The 19,140-nt window shown below is 73.1% G+C and carries 18 protein-coding genes and 1 riboswitch; of the genes, 13 read left to right on the top strand and 5 right to left on the bottom strand.

The annotated features are described in order from the left end of the window. Positions 1–54: 54 nt before the first annotated feature. Positions 55–669, bottom strand: coding sequence for a hypothetical protein (locus ACFWP3_RS06285; protein WP_384216725.1), 615 nt, complete (start codon positions 667–669; stop codon positions 55–57). Between the two features lie 251 nt (positions 670–920). On the opposite strand from ACFWP3_RS06285, the gene ACFWP3_RS06280 reads away from it, so the two are divergent. The 6 genes from ACFWP3_RS06280 (at position 921) to ACFWP3_RS06255 (ending at position 6,982) form a co-directional block, all read left to right on the top strand. Beyond that, complete coding sequence (locus tag ACFWP3_RS06280; RefSeq protein ID WP_384216723.1) at positions 921–1,781, top strand: bifunctional methylenetetrahydrofolate dehydrogenase/methenyltetrahydrofolate cyclohydrolase; 861 nt, start codon at positions 921–923, stop codon at positions 1,779–1,781. Further along, complete coding sequence (locus tag ACFWP3_RS06275) at positions 1,771–2,205, top strand: DUF3017 domain-containing protein (RefSeq protein ID WP_384216721.1); 435 nt, start codon at positions 1,771–1,773, stop codon at positions 2,203–2,205. The genes ACFWP3_RS06280 and ACFWP3_RS06275 overlap by 11 nt, the downstream gene beginning before the upstream one ends. A 169-nt stretch (positions 2,206–2,374) precedes the next feature. Next, positions 2,375–3,364: a malate dehydrogenase gene (locus ACFWP3_RS06270; RefSeq protein WP_359169666.1), complete on the top strand. Its 990-nt coding sequence runs from the start codon at positions 2,375–2,377 to the stop codon at positions 3,362–3,364. Between the two features lie 123 nt (positions 3,365–3,487). Then, complete coding sequence (locus ACFWP3_RS06265; protein WP_384216719.1) at positions 3,488–5,233, top strand: hypothetical protein; 1,746 nt, start codon at positions 3,488–3,490, stop codon at positions 5,231–5,233. Then, positions 5,214–5,600, top strand: a complete 387-nt coding sequence (locus ACFWP3_RS06260) for a hypothetical protein (protein ID WP_384216717.1) — start codon at positions 5,214–5,216, stop codon at positions 5,598–5,600. The genes ACFWP3_RS06265 and ACFWP3_RS06260 overlap by 20 nt, the downstream gene beginning before the upstream one ends. An 836-nt stretch (positions 5,601–6,436) precedes the next feature. After that, positions 6,437–6,982, top strand: a complete 546-nt coding sequence (locus tag ACFWP3_RS06255) for a hypothetical protein (protein ID WP_384216715.1) — start codon at positions 6,437–6,439, stop codon at positions 6,980–6,982. 66 nt (positions 6,983–7,048) lie between these two features. Here the strand turns inward: ACFWP3_RS06255 and ACFWP3_RS06250 are convergent, their stop codons facing one another. Next, complete coding sequence (locus tag ACFWP3_RS06250) at positions 7,049–7,540, bottom strand: carboxymuconolactone decarboxylase family protein (RefSeq protein WP_384216713.1); 492 nt, start codon at positions 7,538–7,540, stop codon at positions 7,049–7,051. A gap of 47 nt (positions 7,541–7,587) precedes the next feature. Here ACFWP3_RS06250 and ACFWP3_RS06245 point away from each other — a divergent pair, with 47 nt between their 5' ends. Next, positions 7,588–8,982, top strand: coding sequence for a PLP-dependent aminotransferase family protein (locus ACFWP3_RS06245; protein WP_384216711.1), 1,395 nt, complete (start codon positions 7,588–7,590; stop codon positions 8,980–8,982). A 33-nt stretch (positions 8,983–9,015) separates the two neighbouring features. Here the strand turns inward: ACFWP3_RS06245 and ACFWP3_RS06240 are convergent, their stop codons facing one another. Continuing rightward, on the bottom strand, positions 9,016–9,846 hold the full coding sequence (locus ACFWP3_RS06240; protein WP_384216753.1) for a hypothetical protein: 831 nt from the start codon (positions 9,844–9,846) through the stop codon (positions 9,016–9,018). Between the two features lie 116 nt (positions 9,847–9,962). Here ACFWP3_RS06240 and ACFWP3_RS06235 point away from each other — a divergent pair, with 116 nt between their 5' ends. Both ACFWP3_RS06235 and ACFWP3_RS06230 read left to right on the top strand, forming a co-directional pair. Next, complete coding sequence (locus ACFWP3_RS06235; protein ID WP_384216709.1) at positions 9,963–10,265, top strand: hypothetical protein; 303 nt, start codon at positions 9,963–9,965, stop codon at positions 10,263–10,265. Between the two features lie 14 nt (positions 10,266–10,279). Continuing rightward, complete coding sequence (locus tag ACFWP3_RS06230) at positions 10,280–11,470, top strand: glutathionylspermidine synthase family protein (RefSeq protein WP_384216707.1); 1,191 nt, start codon at positions 10,280–10,282, stop codon at positions 11,468–11,470. Positions 11,471–11,573: 103 nt separating this feature from the next. On the opposite strand, the gene rocD is transcribed toward ACFWP3_RS06230, so the two are convergent. Continuing rightward, positions 11,574–12,779, bottom strand: a complete 1,206-nt coding sequence (gene rocD, locus ACFWP3_RS06225) for an ornithine--oxo-acid transaminase (protein ID WP_384216705.1) — start codon at positions 12,777–12,779, stop codon at positions 11,574–11,576. Between the two features lie 109 nt (positions 12,780–12,888). Further along, positions 12,889–12,979: riboswitch (ZMP/ZTP riboswitch) on the top strand. A gap of 34 nt (positions 12,980–13,013) precedes the next feature. Between rocD and glyA the strand changes: the two genes are divergently transcribed. The 4 genes from glyA to ACFWP3_RS06205 all read left to right on the top strand — a co-directional run bounded on the left by glyA (position 13,014) and on the right by ACFWP3_RS06205 (position 17,356). Beyond that, positions 13,014–14,282, top strand: a complete 1,269-nt coding sequence (gene glyA / locus ACFWP3_RS06220) for a serine hydroxymethyltransferase (protein ID WP_384216703.1) — start codon at positions 13,014–13,016, stop codon at positions 14,280–14,282. A gap of 228 nt (positions 14,283–14,510) precedes the next feature. Beyond that, positions 14,511–15,524 carry a tryptophan--tRNA ligase gene (gene trpS / locus ACFWP3_RS06215; RefSeq protein WP_384216701.1) on the top strand — a complete coding sequence of 338 codons (1,014 nt, stop codon included), beginning with the start codon at positions 14,511–14,513 and terminating at the stop codon, positions 15,522–15,524. Positions 15,525–15,630: 106 nt separating this feature from the next. Then, on the top strand, positions 15,631–16,227 hold the full coding sequence (locus tag ACFWP3_RS06210; RefSeq protein ID WP_384216699.1) for a 2'-5' RNA ligase family protein: 597 nt from the start codon (positions 15,631–15,633) through the stop codon (positions 16,225–16,227). Positions 16,228–16,393: 166 nt separating this feature from the next. Beyond that, complete coding sequence (locus ACFWP3_RS06205) at positions 16,394–17,356, top strand: YihY/virulence factor BrkB family protein (RefSeq protein WP_384216697.1); 963 nt, start codon at positions 16,394–16,396, stop codon at positions 17,354–17,356. A gap of 408 nt (positions 17,357–17,764) precedes the next feature. On the opposite strand, the gene ACFWP3_RS06200 is transcribed toward ACFWP3_RS06205, so the two are convergent. Continuing rightward, positions 17,765–19,024 carry a D-alanyl-D-alanine carboxypeptidase family protein gene (locus ACFWP3_RS06200; RefSeq protein ID WP_384216695.1) on the bottom strand — a complete coding sequence of 420 codons (1,260 nt, stop codon included), beginning with the start codon at positions 19,022–19,024 and terminating at the stop codon, positions 17,765–17,767. Between the last annotated feature and the right edge of the window lie 116 nt (positions 19,025–19,140).

Genomic DNA, 19,140 nt, shown 5'->3' with positions numbered 1-19,140 from the left:
AGGCCGCGACCCGCACTGCGGGTCGCGGCCTTCGCCGTGTACGGAACGCGTGGATCAGAAGCGCGGACGCTTGAACCAGGCGGCACCGGGCGCGGTGACCATGGCGGCGAGGATCAGGCCGCCGATGGCCAGGCTGATGACGCCGGCCGCGGGGCCGCCGCCCTCGGAGGCGGTGTTGGTGAAGTTGGCGAGGCCGCCCAGGATGGACAGCGCGGCGTAGACGATCGTCGTGATGCGCACGCCGTTGCCGCCCTTGGCGAACTTGGCGCCGAGGACGATGGCCAGCACGCCGAGGGCCAGCACGAACAGGCCGAGGGCGATCACGACGCCGCCGACCACGTCACCGGCCGCGCCGCTCTCCGTGGTGGACAGCGCGGCGCCGCCGAGGAGCGCGATGAGGCCGACGATGAGCTGCAGGCCGCCCACGACGAAGAGCAGGACGCGCGCGGTCTTCACCAGACCCGGCATCTGCGCGGGCGCGCCCGGGTAGCCGCCGGGGCCGCCGGGGTAGGCCGGGTAGCCCTGGCCGGCCTGCTGCTGCGGGTAGGCGTAGCCACCCTGGGGCGGGACGCCCTGGGGCGCCTGCTGCGGGTAGCCGTAGCCGGGCTGGCCCTGTGGGGCCGGGGGCTGCTGCTGGCCGTACGGGTTGTTCGGGTCGCCGAAGCTCATCTGGGGTGTTCCTCCGTGGAAGTGCGGGGACGCACGGCACGCACGGAGGAAAGCTGTGTTCTACGGTCCGCCCCCCGGCACTGCCCGCGGCACTCTTTTCCGGTCATCGTCGTCCGACCGGGCCGGACTTGTCCAGCCGGGCGCCGCGGGGCCGCTGACTTGTTGTGCAAGTGCAATGAACCCCGCTAACCCCGAGGGCCCGCGAGCGCCTTGACTGGAACCGGGGGCACTCCATCCGGGAGGATGGGCACATGACCGCCCAGATTCTCGATGGCAAGGCCACCGCCGCCGCGATCAAGTCCGAATTGACCGCCCGTGTGGCGGCCCTGAAGGCCCGGGGCATCACCCCCGGCCTCGGCACCCTGCTGGTCGGTGACGACCCGGGCAGCCGCTGGTACGTCAACGGCAAGCACAAGGACTGTGCCGAGGTCGGCATCGCCTCCATCCAGCGCGAACTTCCCGCGACGGCCTCCCAGGAGGACATCGAGGCGGTCGTACGGGAGCTCAACGCCAATCCGGAATGCACCGGCTACATCGTCCAACTCCCGCTCCCCAAGGGCATCGACACCAACCGGGTCCTGGAGCTGATGGACCCGCTGAAGGACGCCGACGGCCTGCACCCCATGTCGCTCGGCCGGCTGGTGCTGAACGAGCCCGGCCCGCTGCCCTGCACCCCGTACGGCATCGTCGAACTCCTGCGCCACCACGGCGTCGCCATCAACGGCGCGCACGTCGTCGTCCTCGGACGGGGCATCACCGTCGGCCGCTCCATCGGCCTGCTGCTCACCCGCAAGTCCGAGAACGCCACCGTGACGCTCTGCCACACCGGTACGCGCGACCTCTCCGGGCTGCTGCGCCAGGCGGACATCGTCGTCGCCGCGGCCGGCGTCCCGCACCTGGTCAAGCCGGAGGACGTGAAGCCGGGCGCGGCCGTGCTCGACGTGGGCGTCAGCCGCGACGAGAACGGGAAGATCGTCGGCGACGTCCACCCCGGAGTCGCCAACGTGGCGGCCTGGATCTCCCCGAACCCGGGCGGCGTCGGCCCGATGACGCGGGCCCAGCTGCTCGTCAACGTCGTCGAGGCCGCGGAACGGAACGCCAGTGCGGGCTGAGCGGGACGAAGAGCGCGCCGCGCCCGCCGCCGACGGCTCCCGGTCCCGGCGCTTCCCCTCCGTCACCCGGGACACCGCGCGTCCCGAGGGCAGCGGCCGGGCCGTGCCCGGGGCCGTGTCCACGCCCGCCCGCCAGTGGCCGATGCTCAGCGTGCTCACCGCGACCGCGGCCGGGCTGCTGGCCACGGCGATGGGGCAACCGCGCATCGGCTGCCTGGTGATCGGCGTGGCCCTGATCGCGGCCTCGGTCCTGCGGCGCGTACTGCCCTCGGTGGGCATGCTCGCGGTGCGCTCCCGCTTCACCGACATGGTCACGTACGGGCTGCTGGGCGTGGCGATCACGCTGCTCGCGCTGGCGATGGAGCCCAAGCCGCTGCTGAACATCCCGTTCCTGGAGACGGCGGTCCGCTTCACCGTCCGCTGACGCGCCGCACGGCGCTGCCGGAGTCGAACGGGCCCCCGGGGCTCCGGCGGCGCCAGGGTCCGATAGCCTGACCGCGGATGTCTCTTCACGTCAAGATTTACTGGGAAGCGTCGTCCTCCAGCACATGGGGCGGGGACGCCCCACCGCCAGCTGTCTAACGGAGAAGGCCATGACCCGCACTCCCGTGAATGTCACCGTCACCGGCGCCGCCGGCCAGATCGGCTACGCGCTGCTCTTCCGCATCGCCTCCGGCCACCTGCTCGGCGCGGACGTGCCGGTCAAGCTCCGCCTTCTGGAGATCCCCCAGGGCATGAAGGCCGCTGAGGGCACCGCCATGGAGCTCGACGACTGCGCCTTCCCGCTGCTCAAGGGCATCGACATCTTCGACGACCCGAACGCGGGCTTCGAGGGTGCCAACGTCGCGCTGCTCGTCGGCGCCCGCCCGCGCACCAAGGGCATGGAGCGCGGCGACCTGCTCTCCGCCAACGGCGGCATCTTCAAGCCGCAGGGCAAGGCCATCAACGACCACGCCGCGGACGACATCAAGGTCCTGGTCGTGGGCAACCCGGCCAACACCAACGCGCTCATCGCGCAGGCCGCCGCCCCGGACGTACCGGCCGAGCGCTTCACCGCGATGACCCGCCTGGACCACAACCGCGCGATCTCGCAGCTCGCCAAGAAGACCGGCGCCGACGTCACCGACATCAAGCGCCTGACCATCTGGGGCAACCACTCGGCGACCCAGTACCCGGACATCTTCCACGCGGAGATCGCCGGCAAGAACGCCGCCGAGGTCGTCAGCGACGAGCTGTGGCTCGCCGACACCTTCATCCCGACCGTCGCCAAGCGCGGCGCCGCGATCATCGAGGCCCGTGGCGCGTCCTCGGCCGCCTCGGCCGCCAACGCCGCCATCGACCACGTGCACACCTGGGTCAACGGCACCGCCGCGGGCGACTGGACCTCGATGGGCATCCCGTCGGACGGCTCCTACGGCGTCCCGGAGGGCATCATCTCCTCCTTCCCCGTCACCACCAAGGACGGCAAGTACGAGATCGTCCAGGGCCTGGACATCAACGAGTTCTCCCGCGCCCGCATCGACGCCTCCGTCGCGGAGCTCGTCGAGGAGCGCGACGCGGTCCGCGAGCTCGGCCTCATCTGATCGCGGAACCACCCCTTCCAAAGGCCCCGGCGCCCAGCGCGCCGGGGCCTTTTGGCGTGATCCGCCCTGTCCGGGCACCGCCCTGCCCCGTACGGTTTCCTCCCACACCTGAGGGGGGACCCGGTGAGTGGCAGAGATCCGGACGGCAGAACGCCCGTGCACCCGTCGCAGACGGAGGCCGGACGGCTCCTGTGCGCCGGCGTCTACCTCGACCCGGCCTACCGCGACCGGGTGATCGACGAGCTGTACGTCCACGAGGAGCGCTTCGTCGCGCCCTCCTACGGGTTCGACGCGGCCCGCGTCCTCGCCCACGCCCTGCGCGCCCGGCGCGTCGAGATCGCCTGGGCGGCGGCGGTGACGGCGGTCTGGGCCCTCGGCCTGCTGCTGCTCCAGACCTTCATCGTCTTCCTGATCGTCCCCGCGCTGCTGCTCGGCGGCGCGGGCCGGATCAGACGCCGCCGCGAGCGGACCGGCCGCGGCAGCCGGATCGTCGAGTACGTCCTGCGCGGATACGCCCTCTGGATGCTCGGCAACGTCCTGTGGGGCGTGGCCGCCGGATTCGCCGACGACCGCATCCCGCCGCTGCGCTTCGGCGACACGGACTGGTTCTTCCCGTTCCTCGGCGAGATCATCGTCAAGTACCCCTTCGGCTTCTTCCTGGAGTGGCCGCGGCTGGGGCGGATCCACGGCGAGGCCTACTCGTGGGTCGCCGTACTCGTCTTCCTCCTGCTCACGACCGTCGCCGGGCTCCAGCGCGGCCACTTCGCCCGGCTCCTGGACGATTCGCTGGACCGGGAGGGCTACGCCGCCGGCGCGGGCGACCTGGTGGTGACGGGCCGGCGCTTCGGGCGGGCCCGCGCACGGATCCAGCGGATCCAGTACGCGCCCCTGGTCCTGTACGACGTCGGCAACCCGTTCTGCGGCGCGGGCCGGGCCCACCGGCCGTGGCAGCTGACCGTCGAACTGCGCCCGCGCGGCGACGGCGAGGCGGAGGAGCTGGACAACGCGCAGATCGTGGACCGGATCCGGCCACAGCTGGAGGCCCTGCGCGTCCCGTCGCCGCACGGTTCGCCGGAGGCGGAGGCCTCCGTACTGGACCGGCTGCGCGAACTGGTCATCGACGAGTGCGTGTTCCTGCCGGCCGAGGGGCTGCCCGACGTCGACTCCCTGGACCTGTCGGACGAGGCGTTCGCCGAGCACCGCGCCGCCGCCATCGAGGAGGGCGGCGAGCGCCGACGGCACTTCCTGCGCGTGCGGATCGGCGGCTGGGACGAGAACCTCGTCGTCACCGTCTTCATCCGCGTCCACACGCAGGGCGGCATGCTGATGCTGGAGGTCGCGCCGCACGTGCTGCTGCCCGTCCGGCCGGACTTCCAGCGGGCCGACGACACCGTCCGGCGCCAGCAGCTCAACACCCCCTTCGCCAAAGCGGTCTGGGCGGCCGCGAACGGTGCGGGCGCCCTCGGCCCGGCGCTGCTCGCCCTGGTGCGCGCGGTCCGCATCCCGTGGCGGATGGCCACCGCGGGGTACGGGGTGGCCATCCCGGCCGGACCGGCCGTCTCGGTGCGCGAGCTGGCCTCGCAGGCCGACGCCTCGCTGTTCCAGCTGATGGACCTGGACCGGTATCTGAAGACCGTCCAGGAGCGGATCGTCGGCGGGGTGGCCGTGGCCCTGCATGAGGCGGGCTGGCGCACCAGGGAGTTCGCGGAGCGGGCCGTCAACGTGGCGGAGGGGGCGGTCTTCATCCAATCGGTGAACAACAGCGCCTTCGGCATCGGCGGAGTGAGCCACAACAGCGTCACCGGCCGCCAGGACCCCGACACGGGCAGGGAGAAGAAGGGGAGAAGCGGTGGCAACGAGCGGTGGTAGCGGCGCGGAGCAGCCCGCGGTACGGATCGGCGAGATCCACGGCAGCAGCTTCAGCATCGGCGGCGCCCACAACACCAACACCGTCCACGAGGGCGGCGGGGCGCCGGGTGCCGGTGCGAGTGCCGAGGACCTGCTGGAGGCCGTACGGGAGCTCCGGGCGGCCCTCGTACGGCTGCCCCGCAGCCCGGAACGGGCGGAGCTCGACGGCGAACTGGACGAGGTCGCGGGGGAGCTGGAGCAGGCCGGGGAGGTACGGGCGGGCCTGCCGGCCCGGCTGCGCGGGGCGCTGGAGCGGTGGGCCCCGCTGGTGGACTCGGTGAGCGCGGCCGCCGCCTTGGCCGCCCTGCTGACCTCCCTGGGCGGCTGACGATGCCCACGAACCAGGGCGAACCCCGCTGGAACCCCCGCTCACAACGCTGGGAACGCGCCCCGGGACCGACTGCGGGCCCGGGCCCCGCCCCCTCGGCACCGGGCTCGCCCCCGGGTGCGCAGCCCAGCGGGCCTCCGACCCCGGGCGCGCCTGCGGCCCCGGGCGCGGGCCCGAGCGGGCCTCCGGCGTTGGGTGCGCCTGCGGCCCCGGGCGCGGGCCCGAGCGGGCCTCCGGCCCCCGGCGCGAAGCCGGGTACGCCCTCGGGCGCGGAGTCGAGCGGGCCTTCGGCGTCGGGTGCGCCGTCGGGCGGGTCTCCGGCCCTGGGCGGGAAGCCGGGAGCGCCTGCGACCCCGGGCGCGCAGCCGGGCGGGTCTCCGACCCCGGGCGCGGATCCGGGTACGCCCACGGCCCCGGGCGCGCAGCCGGGCGGGTCTCCGACCCCGGGCGCGGATCCGGGTACGCCCACGGCCCCGGGCGCGGGGCCGAGCGGGCCTTCGGCGTCGGGCGCGGGGGCGGCCACGCCCACGGACGTGCCTCCGGCGGAGACCGCGGCCCCGCCCGCGGCTTCGTCCTCGGAGCCGAGTGGGCCTTCGGCCCCCGGCGCGAAGCCGGGTACGCCCTCGGGTGCAGGGGCGATCGGGCCTTCGGCGTCGGGTGCGCCCTCGGCTTCGAGTCCGGGGCCGGGCGCGGCAGCGGCCTGGGGTCCGGACGCGGCGCCGGCGGCCGGGCCCCGGCCGCCGGCGCCGGGGCCTAATCCGTATGCGTACCCGCCCGGTGGCCCGCACCCGTACGCCTACCCGCCGGGTATTCCGCGGCGCCGGCGAGGGCTGGTCGTGGCAGGTGTGGTGTTCGGGGTGGCCGGGCTGGGGGCCGTTGCCGTGGCCGGGTGGCTTTATCTGGGCGGCAGGGGCCCCGGCTCCTCCGGCCCCGGGCCGCGGCCCGGATCCACGCAGGCGCGCGACACGGCGGCCGGTTTCTCGGTCGGCATTCCCGAGGGCTGGCAGGCCAGTACCGGCGAGGGCGCGTACGGGACCGTCTACCGCCCCGCCGGGGGCGACCGCAGCGCGGGCATCCAGATCGTCCGGGCCACCGAGGACACCCTCACCGCCTGCGAGGTCCTGCGGGACACCACCGCGGAACTCGGCAAGTACTCCGGCTACCGGGAGATCTCCAGGGAGGAGGTCGGCACCGAGGGCTGCGAGCAGGTCTACGAGTTCGACGACCCGGCCACGGCCGAGCCCGCCGCCCACGCCATCGTCCGGCTCGTCGTGGCCGCCGACGACACCCGGTGGGTGGTCCTCGCCTTCGGCCCCGACACGGACGTCCCGCTCGTACGGGAACACCTCACGACGGCCGTCGAGTCCTTCCGGGTGGACTGACGGCCGAGGCGAGCCGACGCGAGTCGTGGCGGCCGACGCGCGCCGGGACGGCGGCGCCGCGCCGGGTCAGCTCTTGTACATGCCCGGCGTGTAGTGCCCCGGCACCATCCGCGTGGTGACGCCGAAGCGGTTCCAGACGTTGATCGTCGCGATGACGGAGATCAGCTGGGCCAGCTCGCGCTCCTCGAAGTGCTTCGCGGCCTTCTCGTAGACCTCGTCCGGCACGAAACCGTCGGTCAGCACCGTCACCGCCTCGGTGAGCTCGATCGCGGCGAGCTCCTTCTCGGTGTAGAAGTGCCGCGACTCCTCCCAGGCGCCCAGCTGCACGATCCGCTCGACGCTCTCACCGGCCGCGATGGCGTCCTTGGTGTGCATGTCGAGACAGAACGCGCAGTGGTTGAGCTGCGAGGCCCTGATCTTGACGAGTTCGACGAGGGCCGGGTCCAGGCCCTTCTTCGCGGCGATCTCCAGGCCCAGGACCGCCTTGTAGACCTCCGGGGCGAGCTTCGCCATGTGCAGGCGGGGGGTGTGCTCGGGGGCGTTCTGTGTGTTCGTCATGGCATCCACACTAGGTCGCAGGCGGCCCGCGACTATGGTCCATATCCATGAAGGAATCGTGGGCCACTTTCGGTGCCGACCTCCACCTCGACCTCTCCGCCGGCCGCGGCCTGCGGGCCGGGCTCACCGAGGCGCTGCGCGAGGCCGCCCGCAGCGGGCGGCTGGCGGCCGGGACGCTCCTGCCGTCCTCCCGTTCGCTCGCCGCCGACCTGGGGATCGCCCGGAACACGGTCGCGGAGGCCTACGCGGAGCTGGTCGCCGAGGGCTGGCTGACGGCCCGCCAGGGCTCCGGCACCAGGGTCGCGGAACGGGCCAGGCCGCGCCGGGCCGCGGCGGCCGTCCCCGTACGCCGCGCCGCGCGCCGGGGGCTCACGTACAGCCTGATCCCCGGCTCCCCGGACCTGAGCGGCTTCCCGCGGGCGGCCTGGCTGACGGCGGCCCGGCGGGCGCTGGCCGCCGCGCCGAACGAGGCCTTCGGCTACGGAGCCGACGGGCGCGGCCGCCCCGAGCTGCGGGAGGCGCTGACCGGGTACCTGGCGAGGGCGCGCGGGGTGTACGCGGACCCGGACCGGATCGTGCTGTGCGCCGGCTTCGGGCACGCGCTGACCTTGCTGGCCCGGGTGCTACGGGCGCGGCGGGTGCGGGAGATGGCGGTGGAGGCGTACGGCCTCGACATCCACCGGGACCTGCTCACGCGGGCGGGCCTGCGGACCCGGCCGCTGGGCGTGGACGGGGACGGGGCGCGCACGGGGGAGCTGACGGCGGGGCCCGGCGCGGTCCTGCTGACCCCGGCCCACCAGTTCCCGACGGGGGCCGCCCTGACCCCGGCCCGCCGGGCGGCGGCGGTGGACTGGGCCCGGTCCACGGGCGGGCTGATCCTGGAGGACGACTACGACGGGGAGTTCCGCTACGACCGCCAGCCGGTGGGCGCCCTGCAAGGGCTGGACCCGGACCGGGTGGTGTACCTCGGCACGGCCAGCAAGTCGCTGGCGCCGGGGCTCCGGATGGGCTGGATGGTGGTCCCGCCCGGGCTGCTGGACGAGGTCATGGCCGCCAAGGGGCCGGGCGACCGGACCTCCAGCGCGCTGGACCAGCTCACACTGGCGGAGTTCATCACCTCGGGGGCGTACGACCGCCACGTGCGCGGCATGCGCCTGCGCTACCGGCGCCGCCGCGACGAGCTCGTCGCGGCCGTCGGCGACCGGGTCGGCGTATCGGGGATCGCGGCGGGCCTGCACGCGGTGCTGGACCTTCCGGCGGGGACGGAGCGCTCGGTGCTCCAGTCGGCGGCCTGGCAGGACCTCTCCCTGGAGGGCCTGTCCGCCTTCCACCACCCGGAGGCGACCTTCCCGCCGCGCGACGCCCTGGTCGTGGGCTACGGCACCCCACCGGACAGCGCCTGGACCCCGACCTTGGCGGCACTCTCGGCGGCGCTGCCGTAGGAGGCGCAAACGCGGAGCCCCGGCCGCCGGCCGTCAGCGCACGGGCTCGGCCGCCGTCTCCGGGGGCTCCCCGAAGCGGGCCAGGGCCAGGGCTCCGGTCACGGCCACCGTGAAGCCGAGGACGGCCAGCCAGGTCAGGCCTTCGCGGGTGCGGTCGCCGAGCCAGGCGACGCCGACCACCGCCGGGCCGATGGTCTCGCCCAGGACCATGCCGGCCGTGGCCGCCGTCACCGAGCCGCGGGCCAGTGCCGAGGTGAGGAGGAGGAAGGCCGCGCCGCCGCCGAGCAGGAGGGCGTACAGGGCGGGGTTGCCCAGGTCCCGTACGGAGTCGATGAGGCGGACCGCGACCTCGACGACGCCGAAGCCGGTGCCCGCCGCCAGGCCGAGGACCAGCGCCCGCGGCCCGTCGGGGAGCCGGCCCGCCACCGCGCCGACCAGCAGGATCAGCCCCGTGACCGCCAGCAGCCCCAGCTTCAGGGCGAGCGAACCGGTGCCCGTGCCCTCCGCCCCGGAGGCCAGCCCCAGCATCAGCAGCCCCGCGCACACCACCGCCACCGCGCCCCACTCCGTGCGCGACAGCCGGACCTTCAGCAGCCGGGCCGCGACCACCGCCGTCACCGCGAGGCTCGCGGCCAGTGCGGCCCCGACCGCGTAGATGGGGATGTGGCGCAGCGCGATGATCTGGAGTACGAAGCCCATCGCGTCCAGCCCCAGGCCGGCCAGATACCGCCACTGCCGCAGCGCCCGCAGCAGCAGCGCGGCGTCCACCCCGGACCCCGTCCCGGGCTCCGCCGCCCGCGCCGCGACGGCCTGCAGAACGGACGCCGTGCCGAAACAGACCGCCGCACCGAGGGCGCAAATCATCCCAATGAGCACGAACTGACTCTAGGTCACGGATCTGAGGACGGCCGGATTCCATCGGCCGGGGGCTCCGCTCTAGTCTGTCGGGAGCACGCCAGGACATAGGGGGAGCAGCAGGTATGGACACCAGCAGCACCAACAAGCGCCGTATGCGCTCGGGCGCCGTCGCGCTCGGCGGTATGGGCCTGCTCGCGGCCACGCTCGTGGCATGCGGCAGCAGCGGCGAGCCGGACAAGCGCTGCGCGTCCCGCTCCACGCTGGACCACCTGAACAACAAGGACTGCAAGAGCGGCGGAACCGGCTCGTACTACTACGGCGGCACCGTCAAGAACGGCAAGGTCACCGGCGGCAGCTTCGACAAGTCCGCCGTCACCCGCGGCGGCATCGGAGGCCACTCCAGCTCCGGCTCCAGCGGCGGCTGAGGAATCCGGAACCCATGCAGCGGCACACCATCGAGCCCCGCCCCGACTGGCAGAAGACCGTCGAGGAACAGGGGCTGATCTACCCCCTGACCCGCTACCCCGACGACTCCCTGCGGCCCTACTGGGACGAGAGCGCGTACTACTCCTTCTCGCTCCCCGAGGTGGAGGCCCTGGAGAACGTGGTGGAGGAGCTGCACGCCATGTGCCTGGCCGCGGCCGCGCACATCGTCGAGCACGACCGCTTCGCGGACCTCGGCATCACCGACCCCAAGCTGGCCGCGCTGATCGCCGAGTCCTGGCGCCGCCGCGCCGAACAGCCCTCCCTCTACGGCCGTTTCGACCTGCGCTACGACGGCACCGGCAGCCCGGCCAAGATGCTGGAGTACAACGCCGACACCCCGACCTCGCTGGTGGAGGCGGCCAGTCCGCAGTGGTTCTGGATGGAGGAGCGGTTCCCCGGCGCCGACCAGTGGAACTCGCTCCACGAACGCCTCGTCGACGCCTGGCGCCGGCAGGCCGAGCTGCTGCCGCCCGGCCCGCTGCACTTCGCGCACTCCGAGACCGACGAGCTCGGCGAGGACCTGATGACGGTCGCCTACCTCCAGGAGACCGCCGAGCAGGCGGGCCTGGACACCCAGGCGCTGTCCGTCGAGCAGATCGGCTGGGACAGCCTGTCCGGCCGCTTCGTCGACGAGAAGCTCCGCTTCATCCGCAGCTGCTTCAAGCTCTATCCGTGGGAGTGGCTGGCCACGGACCAGTTCGGCCCCCAGGTGCTGGGCACCTACGACCACGGCGGCGGCTCCGGCACCACCTGCTGGATCGAGCCGCTGTGGAAGATGCTGCTGTCCAACAAGGCGCTGCTCGCGATCCTGTGGGAGCTCTTCCCGGAGCACCCGAACCTGCTGCCCGCCTACCTCGACGGCCCGCACGAGCTGGCCGAGGAGGGCGGTTACGTCGCCAAGCCGCTGCTCGGCCGGGAGGGCGCCGGGGTCACCCTGCACGAGCCGGGCGGCGAGCCGTTCGTGGCGCGGGACGACGAGAAGTACTGCTTCCAGGGCCTGGCCCCGCTGCCCGACTTCGACGGCAACCGGGTGGTGCTCGGCGCATGGGTCGTCGAGGACGAGGCGGCGGGGCTCGGCATCCGCGAATCGGCGGGGCCGGTCACGGACGAGTACGCCCGCTTCCTGCCCCACGTCATCCTCTAGCCGGTCGGCCCGGTCGGCCCGGTCGGCCCGGCGTGCCCGGCCGGCCCGGCCTGCCGGTCCGAGGCCGGCAGGTCCGAGGCCGGCAGGTCCGCGCGGCCGGCCGTTACGCGGACAGGACCGCGCGGAGCTGCTCCAGCCCCCAGTCCAGGTCCTCCTTGCCGATCACCAGCGGCGGGGCGATCCGGATGGTGGACCCGTGGGTGTCCTTCACCAGGACGCCCCGCTCCATCAGCTTCTCGGAGATCTCCCGGCCGGTCCCGTGCGAGGGCTCGATGTCCACGCCCGCCCACAGCCCCCGCCCCCGTACGGCGGTCACCGCGCCGCCGCCGACCAGCAGGCTCAGCTCCCGGTGCAGGTGGTCGCCGAGCTCGGCGGCGCGCTGCTGGTACTCGCCGGTCTTCAGCATCGCGACGACCTCCAGGCCGACGGCGCAGGCCAGCGGGTTGCCGCCGAAGGTGGACCCGTGCTCGCCCGGCCGGAACACGCCGAGCACGTCCCGGTCCGCGACCACGGCCGAGACGGGCACCACCCCGCCGCCGAGCGCCTTGCCCAGGATGTACACGTCGGGGACGACCTCCTCGTGGTCGCACGCGAAGGTCCGGCCGGTGCGGCCCAGCCCCGACTGGATCTCGTCCGCCATGAACAGGACGTTCCGCTCGCGCGTGAGCTCCCGTACGCCGCTCAGGTACCCGGCGGGCGGCACCAGCACCCCCGACTCGCCCTGGATCGGCTCCAGCAGCACGGCGACCGTGTTCTCGGTGACGGCGTGGGCCAGCGCGGTGAGGTCCCCGTACGGGACGATCTCGAAGCCCGGCGTGTACGGGCCGAAGTGGTCGCGCGCCTCGTGGTCCGTGGAGAAGGAGACGATCGTCGTCGTCCGGCCGTGGAAGTTGTCGGCGGCGACCACGATCTTGGCGTGGCCGTCCGGCACGCCCTTGACCTCGTACCCCCACTTGCGGGCCGTCTTCACGGCCGTCTCCACGGCCTCCGCGCCCGTGTTCATGGGCAGCACCATGTCCTTGCCGCACAGCGCGGCGAGTTCGGTACAGAAGTCGGCGAAGCGGTCGTGGAAGAAGGCGCGCGAGGTGAGCGTGACGCGGTCCAGCTGGGCGCGGGCGGCGTCGAGCAGGCGGCGGTTGCCGTGCCCGAAGTTCAGCGCCGAATAGCCGGCGAGCATGTCCAGGTACCGGCGGCCCTCCACGTCGGTCATCCACGCGCCGTCCGCCGTCGCGACGACGACGGGCAGCGGGTGGTAGTTGTGCGCGCTGTGCGCGTCGGCGGAGCGGATGGCATCAGCAGTTGTCGACACGGGGTCTCCGATCGTCCGTCAGGCCTGTGACGAGGGTGGCGTCACTTTCCATCCTCGCTCGCCGAGGGGACGGAGAAACCTTTCTCGTGGCGCGCCCGCTAAGGTGGGCGGTACGCACGGCGACTGGCGCACGGAGAACGAACTCCGGGGGAGCCGTGCGCGCACGACCGCTGACAGGGCCGCTCGCCTGGGCCTCGCGGGGTACCGATCACATCGACCCCGGAGGAGCCCGCCATGTCCGCGAGCCGCCATCCCGCCCTTTTCGCGACCGACCCCGAACTGGCGTCGTTCGTCGCGGCGGAGGAAAACCTGCAGGCCGAGACCCTGCGTCTGATCCCCAGTGAGAACTACGTGTCCGCCGCCGTCCTCGAGGCGTCCGGCACGGTGCTGCAGAACAAGTACAGCGAGGGCTATCCGGGCCGCCGCTACTACGAGGGCCAGCAGAACATCGACCGGGTCGAGGCGCTGGCCGTCGAGCGGGCCAAGGGCCTGTTCGGGGTGGACCACGCCAACGTCCAGCCGTATTCCGGCTCGCCCGCGAACCTGGCCGTCTACCTGGCCTTCGCCGAGCCGGGCGACACGGTCATGGGCATGGCGCTGCCGATGGGCGGGCACCTGACGCACGGCTGGGGCGTCTCGGCGACGGGGTCCTGGTTCCGGGGCGTGCAGTACGGGGTGCGGGCCGACACCGGCCGGATCGACTACGACGCGGTGCGCGACCTCGCCCTCGCCGAGCGACCGAAGATCATCTTCTGTGGGGGTACGGCCCTGCCGCGCACGATCGACTTCGCGGCGTTCGCGTCGATCGCCGAGGAGGCGGGCTCGATCCTCGTCGCGGACGTGGCCCACATCGCGGGCCTGATCGCGGGCGGGGCGCACCCGTCCCCGGCGGGGCACGTGGACGTGATCTCGACGACCACGCACAAGACGCTGCGGGGGCCGCGCGGGGCGATGCTGATGTGTCGCGAGGAGCACGCGAAGGCCATCGACAAGGCCGTGTTCCCGGGGCTGCAGGGCGGGCCGCACAACCAGACGACGGCCGGTATCGCGGTGGCGCTGCACGAGGCGGCGCAGCCGGCCTTCACCGCGTACGCGCACGCGGTCGTGGCCAACGCCAAGGCCCTGGCCGGGGCGCTGCTGGAGCGGGGCTTCGACCTGGTGTCGGGCGGTACGGACAACCACCTGATCCTGATCGACCTCACCTCGCGGGACGTGCCGGGGAAGGTGGCGGCCAAGGCGCTGGACCGCGCGGGGATCGTGGTGAACTACAACACGGTGCCGTTCGACCCGCGCAAGCCGTTCGACCCGTCGGGGATCCGGATCGGGACGCCGTCGCTGACCTCGCGGGGGCTCGGGGTGGGGCACATGGGGCAGGTCGCGGAGTGGATCGCGCGGGTGGTCGACGCGGCGGGCAAGTCCGACGAGGCCGCGCTGGCGGGGGTCCGGGCCGAGGTCGCGGCCCTGATGTCAGCCCACCCGGCCCCCGGCCTCCCCCTGTCCTGACCCGGGCGCCTCAATCGCCGGCGGGGCTGGATTTGGCTCGGGCCGGCGGTCGGGCGCGGCTGCTCGCCCCGCCGCCCCAAGACCGGGGCTCCGCCGCGGGTGTGGGCGGCGCCCTGCGGAGCCTCGCGCGGCGGCTTCGGGCGGGGGCTACCGTCGGGTATCGGGGCACCGGAAGGATCCGGCCGGCGGCGGGCCCGAGCCCGCCCCCGCACCTGAGAGAATGAAGCCATGGCTTCTGATCGTCCTCGCGCGCTCTCCGGCATCCAGCCCACCTCCGGCTCGTTCCACCTCGGGAACTACCTCGGAGCCATCCGCCAGTACGTCGCCCTCCAGGAGACGCACGACGCGTTCTACATGGTCGTCGACCTGCACGCGATCACCATGCCGCAGGATCCGAAGGAACTGCGCGCGAACACCCGCCTCTCCGCCGCGCAGCTGCTCGCCGCCGGCCTGGACCCCGAGCGCTGCACGCTCTTCATCCAGAGCCACGTGCCCGAGCACGCCCAGCTCGGCTGGGTCATGAACTGCATCACCGGCTTCGGCGAGGCCAGCCGGATGACCCAGTTCAAGGACAAGTCCGCCAAGCAGGGCGCCGGCAACGCCACCGTCGGGCTGTTCACGTACCCGATCCTCCAGGTCGCCGACATCCTGCTCTACCAGGCGAACGCCGTCCCCGTCGGCGAGGACCAGCGCCAGCACATCGAGCTGACCCGCGACCTGGCCGAGCGCTTCAACCAGCGCTTCGGCCAGACCTTCACGCTCCCCGCCGCGCACATCGTCAAGGAGGTCGCGAAGATCTACGACCTCCAGGACCCGGCGATCAAGATGTCGAAGTCCGCGTCCTCCCCCAAGGGCCTGATCAACCTCCTCGACGAGCCCAAGGTCACCGAGAAGAAGATCAAGAGCGCGGTCACCGACACCGAGGCCGAGATCCGCTTCGACACGGAGAACAAGCCCGGCGTCAGCAACCTGCTCACGATCTACTCCACCCTCACCGGCGAGACGGTCCCCGCCCTGGAGGCGCGGTACGAGGGCAAGGGCTACGGCGCGCTCAAGACCGACCTGGCCGCCGTGATGGTCGACTTCGTCACACCCTTCAAGCAGCGCACCCAGGAGTACCTGGACGACCCGGAGACGCTGGACTCGATCCTCGCCAAGGGCGCGGAGAAGGCCCGCGCGGTCGCCGCCGAGACCCTCGCCCAGGCGTACGACCGGCTCGGATTCCTGCCTGCCAAGCACTGACGGAGCGCCGGGGCGGACGCCGGGGGAGAGACGGCCCTGGCGAGACCGGGGGTACTGCCCTCACACTGGCGGCAGCAGTCCATCCAGACACACGGAGGAGAGATACGTGGGGACCGTAACGCTCGGCGTTTCGATCGCGGTCCCGGAGCCGTACGGCAGCCAGCTCCAGCAGCTGCGCGCCGGCTTCGGGGACGCCGCCGCGCACGGTATCCCCACGCATGTCACCCTCGTCCCGCCGACCGAGGTGGAGGCGGACCGGCTCCCGGCGATCCGCGCCCACCTGGCCGCGGTCGCCGCCGCCTTCCGGGCCTTCCGGATGCGGCTGGCCGGGACGGGAACCTTCCGCCCCCTCTCGCCGGTCGTCTTCGTCCAGGTCGTCGAGGGCGGCGAGGGCTGCACCCGCCTCCAGGGCGAGGTCCGCGACCCCGCCGGCCCGCTCGTGCGCGAGCTGGCCTTCCCGTACCACCCGCACGTCACGGTCGCCCACGGGATCTCCGAGGAGGCGATGGACGTGGCGTTCACGGCCCTCGGCGAGTACGCGGCCGAGTGGGTCTGCGCGGGCTTCGCACTCTACGAGCAGGGCTCGGACGGGGTCTGGCGCAAGCTGCGCGAGTACCCGTTCGGCACGGGTCCGGCGGGCGTGCCCGCGCAGCAGGGGTCGCCCGCCGACGAAGCGGCCGGCACGACCGCGCTGCCTTCCTGACGCAGCGGCCGCAGGACCTGATGCGTACGGAACCTGAGCCTGCGCAGGACCAGGGCGTGGAACGGGCGGTCCGTCCGGGGCACCTCGCGAAAAGTCACAGTCGACGACCGTAGTCCCAGAAACCGGCAATCCAGGCTATTTCCGACAGCTCAATTACGGTGACTTCATGGACTGGCTGACGAAACTCCCGGTGATCGGCCCACTGGCGGCCCGTCTGATGCGCACCCACGCGTGGCGTTCGTACGAACGCCTCGACCGCGTGCACTGGAGCCGGCTCGCCGCCGCGATCACCTTCATCAGCTTCCTCGCGCTCTTCCCGCTGATCACCGTGGCCGCCGCGGTCGGAGCCGCGCTGCTCAGCCAGAAGCAGCTGGACACGCTCCAGAAGAACCTCGCCGAACAGGTCCCCGGCATCTCCGACCAGCTCCACCTCGACTCGCTCGTCGCCAACGCCGGCACCGTCGGGCTCGTCGCCGGTGCCCTCCTGCTCTTCACCGGCATCGGCTGGGTCGGCTCCATGCGGGACTGCCTGCGCGCCGTCTGGGAGAAGGACGACGAGGACGAGGGCAACCCGATCCTGCGCAAGGGCAAGGACGGCCTGGTGCTCCTCGGCCTCGGCGGCGTCGGCCTCGCCTCGGCCGCCGCCTCCACCCTCGGCGCCACCGCGGTGGGCAAGTCCGCCGAGTGGCTCGGCATCCCGCGCGAGGGCGCGGGCGGCGCACTGCTGCGCTCGGGCGGCTTCCTCATCGGCGTGCTGGCCGCGTTCCTGCTGCTGCTGTACCTGCTGACCCTGCTCCCCGGCGTCGAACCCCCGCGCCGCCGCCTGATCCAGGCGGCCCTCATCGGCGCGGCGGGCTTCGAGCTGCTGAAGCTCCTGCTCAGCGGCTACATCAGCGGGGTCGCCACGAAGAGCATGTACGGGGCCTTCGGCGTGCCGATCGCCCTGCTGCTGTGGATCAACTTCACGGCGAAGCTGCTGCTCTTCGTCGCGTCCTGGACCGCGACCCGGGACGACGAGGCCGAAGGCGAACCCGAGGAGGGAACCGGGGACGGACCCGGGGACGGACCCGGGGGCGAGGCCGGGGGAGAAGTGCGCGACGGGCAGGCGCCGGCGGGGCCCCGCGCCTAGGCCGGTACTCCTTCGGGTGAATCCAGAGATCGTCCGCATGGGCCTGGGTAGGCCTGCCGCGAGGTTCCGTGCACGATGCAACGGGATCGATGGGAACGATCGTCCTGGCCGCCCCTGGAGGGCTCATGACCGCTTCACGCCGTATGCGCAAGCTCCTCACCACGACCGCCGCCGCCCTGCTCCTCTCCGTCGCCGGAGCCGGCCTCGCCGCCTCTCCGGCATCACCTCCGACCTGAACAACCCGAACAGCCAGGCGACCTGGCGCTCCGACCGGACGTTCTGACTGGACGTGCTGACCGGGACGTGCTGACCGGGGCGTTCTGACCGGGCGGAACGGCCGGAGGCCCCCGTGGACGGGGGCCTCCGGCCATCGGCTCCGACCGGGTCGGACCGGACGGGACCGGACCCTCAGACCAGGTCCTCGCCCCGGCCCCGCCGGCCCCGCGGCCAGCGCCGGTTGACCACGAACGCGCCGCCCGCCAGCACGGCCAGCGCGCCGCCCGCGACCCCGAGCGCGGTACCGATCCCGCCCGAGCCCGCCCCGCCCGCCGACGGGTTGTTCTCGTGGGACTGGGCCGGGGAGCCGTGCGAGGAGGTGTCCGCGCTCTTCGGCGGCACCAGCTCACCCACCGGCTTGACCTTCCCGGCCGCCGCGAAACCCCAGTCGAAGAGCGCGGCGGTCTCCTCGTAGACCGAGTTCGCCCCGCCCGCGCCCGGGTTCATCACCGTGACCAGCAGCTTGCGGTCGCCGTGCTGCGCCGCACCGGTGAAGGTGGAGCCGGCCATCGTCGTGTTGCCGTTCTTCACCCCGGCGATGCCCTTGTACGGGGAGAGGCCGCCCGCGCCCGTCATCAGCCGGTTGGTGTTCGTGATCTCGAAGTGGTCCCGCGGCTTCCCGGGCTCCTGGAGACCCGGGAACTTGGCCTCGACCGTGCCGCAGTACTCCCGGAAGTCCTGCTTCTGCAGCCCGGAGCGGGCGATCAGCGTGAGGTCGTACGCGCTCGACACCTGCTCGGGGGCGTCGTAGCCGTCGGGCGACACCACGTGGGTGTCCAGCGCCTGGAGCTCCTCCGCGTGCGCCTGCATGTCCTTGACGGTCTTCTCGATGCCGCCGTTCATGGCCGACAGCACGTGCACGGCGTCGTTCCCCGACCGCAGGAACACCCCGAGCCACAGGTCGTGGACGCTGTACTCGTGGTCCTCCTTGACCCCGACCAGGCTGCTGCCCGGGCCCACGCCCTCCATGTCCTGGTCGGTGACCTTGTGGACCTGGTCCTTGGGGAGGCCCGGCAGCACGGTGTCCGCGAAGAGCATCTTCATGGTGGAGGCCGGGGGGAGCCGCCAGTGCGCGTTGTGCGAGGCCAGCACCTCGCCGGACTCGGCGTCCGCCACGATCCAGGAGCGCCCCGTCAGGTTCGACGGCAGCGCGGGCGCGCCGGGCAGCAGGTTGACCTGGGTCCCCGGCTGGCCGAGCAGGGCACCGCCGACCGTGGACATCGACGCGGGGGGCGCGGGCGCGGCCGGCGCCTTCGGGGCCTTGGGCGGCTGCCCCTTCCCGTCGGCCGGCGCGGCCGGCGGGGTCGGCGCGGCATGCGCGGGGGCCGCGAGCATCGCGGGCACCAGCAGCGCGGCGGAAAGGACCGTCAGCGCGGTCTTCTTAACAGACACGCAGGTGAAAGTACCTTCCGATCGGCTGGACGGTGGCGCTGACCGGCCAAGTCGGTGCAACCACCGCCGGGACAGCCCACCCCGGCGCGTCCGTCCTGGGGACCGATCCGATACTG

It is taken from the genome of Streptomyces sp. NPDC058525 (genome assembly GCF_042719495.1).
GTDB lineage: Bacteria > Actinomycetota > Actinomycetes > Streptomycetales > Streptomycetaceae > Streptomyces.
This window is presented reverse-complemented; position numbering and strand designations above follow the sequence as displayed.

What these genes read in the sequence shown, in the direction of transcription:
- ACFWP3_RS06245 (WP_384216711.1), top strand. Translation starts at nt 7,588, where the DNA reads ATGAAGGAATCGTGGGCCACTTTCGGTGCCGACCTCCACCTCGACCTC.
- ACFWP3_RS06230 (WP_384216707.1), top strand. Translation starts at nt 10,280, where the DNA reads ATGCAGCGGCACACCATCGAGCCCCGCCCCGACTGGCAGAAGACCGTC.
- ACFWP3_RS06250 (WP_384216713.1), bottom strand. Translation starts at nt 7,540, where the DNA reads ATGACGAACACACAGAACGCCCCCGAGCACACCCCCCGCCTGCACATG.
- trpS (WP_384216701.1), top strand. Translation starts at nt 14,511, where the DNA reads ATGGCTTCTGATCGTCCTCGCGCGCTCTCCGGCATCCAGCCCACCTCC.
- ACFWP3_RS06205 (WP_384216697.1), top strand. Translation starts at nt 16,394, where the DNA reads ATGGACTGGCTGACGAAACTCCCGGTGATCGGCCCACTGGCGGCCCGT.
- ACFWP3_RS06285 (WP_384216725.1), bottom strand. Translation starts at nt 669, where the DNA reads ATGAGCTTCGGCGACCCGAACAACCCGTACGGCCAGCAGCAGCCCCCG.
- ACFWP3_RS06280 (WP_384216723.1), top strand. Translation starts at nt 921, where the DNA reads ATGACCGCCCAGATTCTCGATGGCAAGGCCACCGCCGCCGCGATCAAG.
- ACFWP3_RS06270 (WP_359169666.1), top strand. Translation starts at nt 2,375, where the DNA reads ATGACCCGCACTCCCGTGAATGTCACCGTCACCGGCGCCGCCGGCCAG.
- ACFWP3_RS06240 (WP_384216753.1), bottom strand. Translation starts at nt 9,846, where the DNA reads ATGATTTGCGCCCTCGGTGCGGCGGTCTGTTTCGGCACGGCGTCCGTT.
- glyA (WP_384216703.1), top strand. Translation starts at nt 13,014, where the DNA reads ATGTCCGCGAGCCGCCATCCCGCCCTTTTCGCGACCGACCCCGAACTG.
- ACFWP3_RS06235 (WP_384216709.1), top strand. Translation starts at nt 9,963, where the DNA reads ATGGACACCAGCAGCACCAACAAGCGCCGTATGCGCTCGGGCGCCGTC.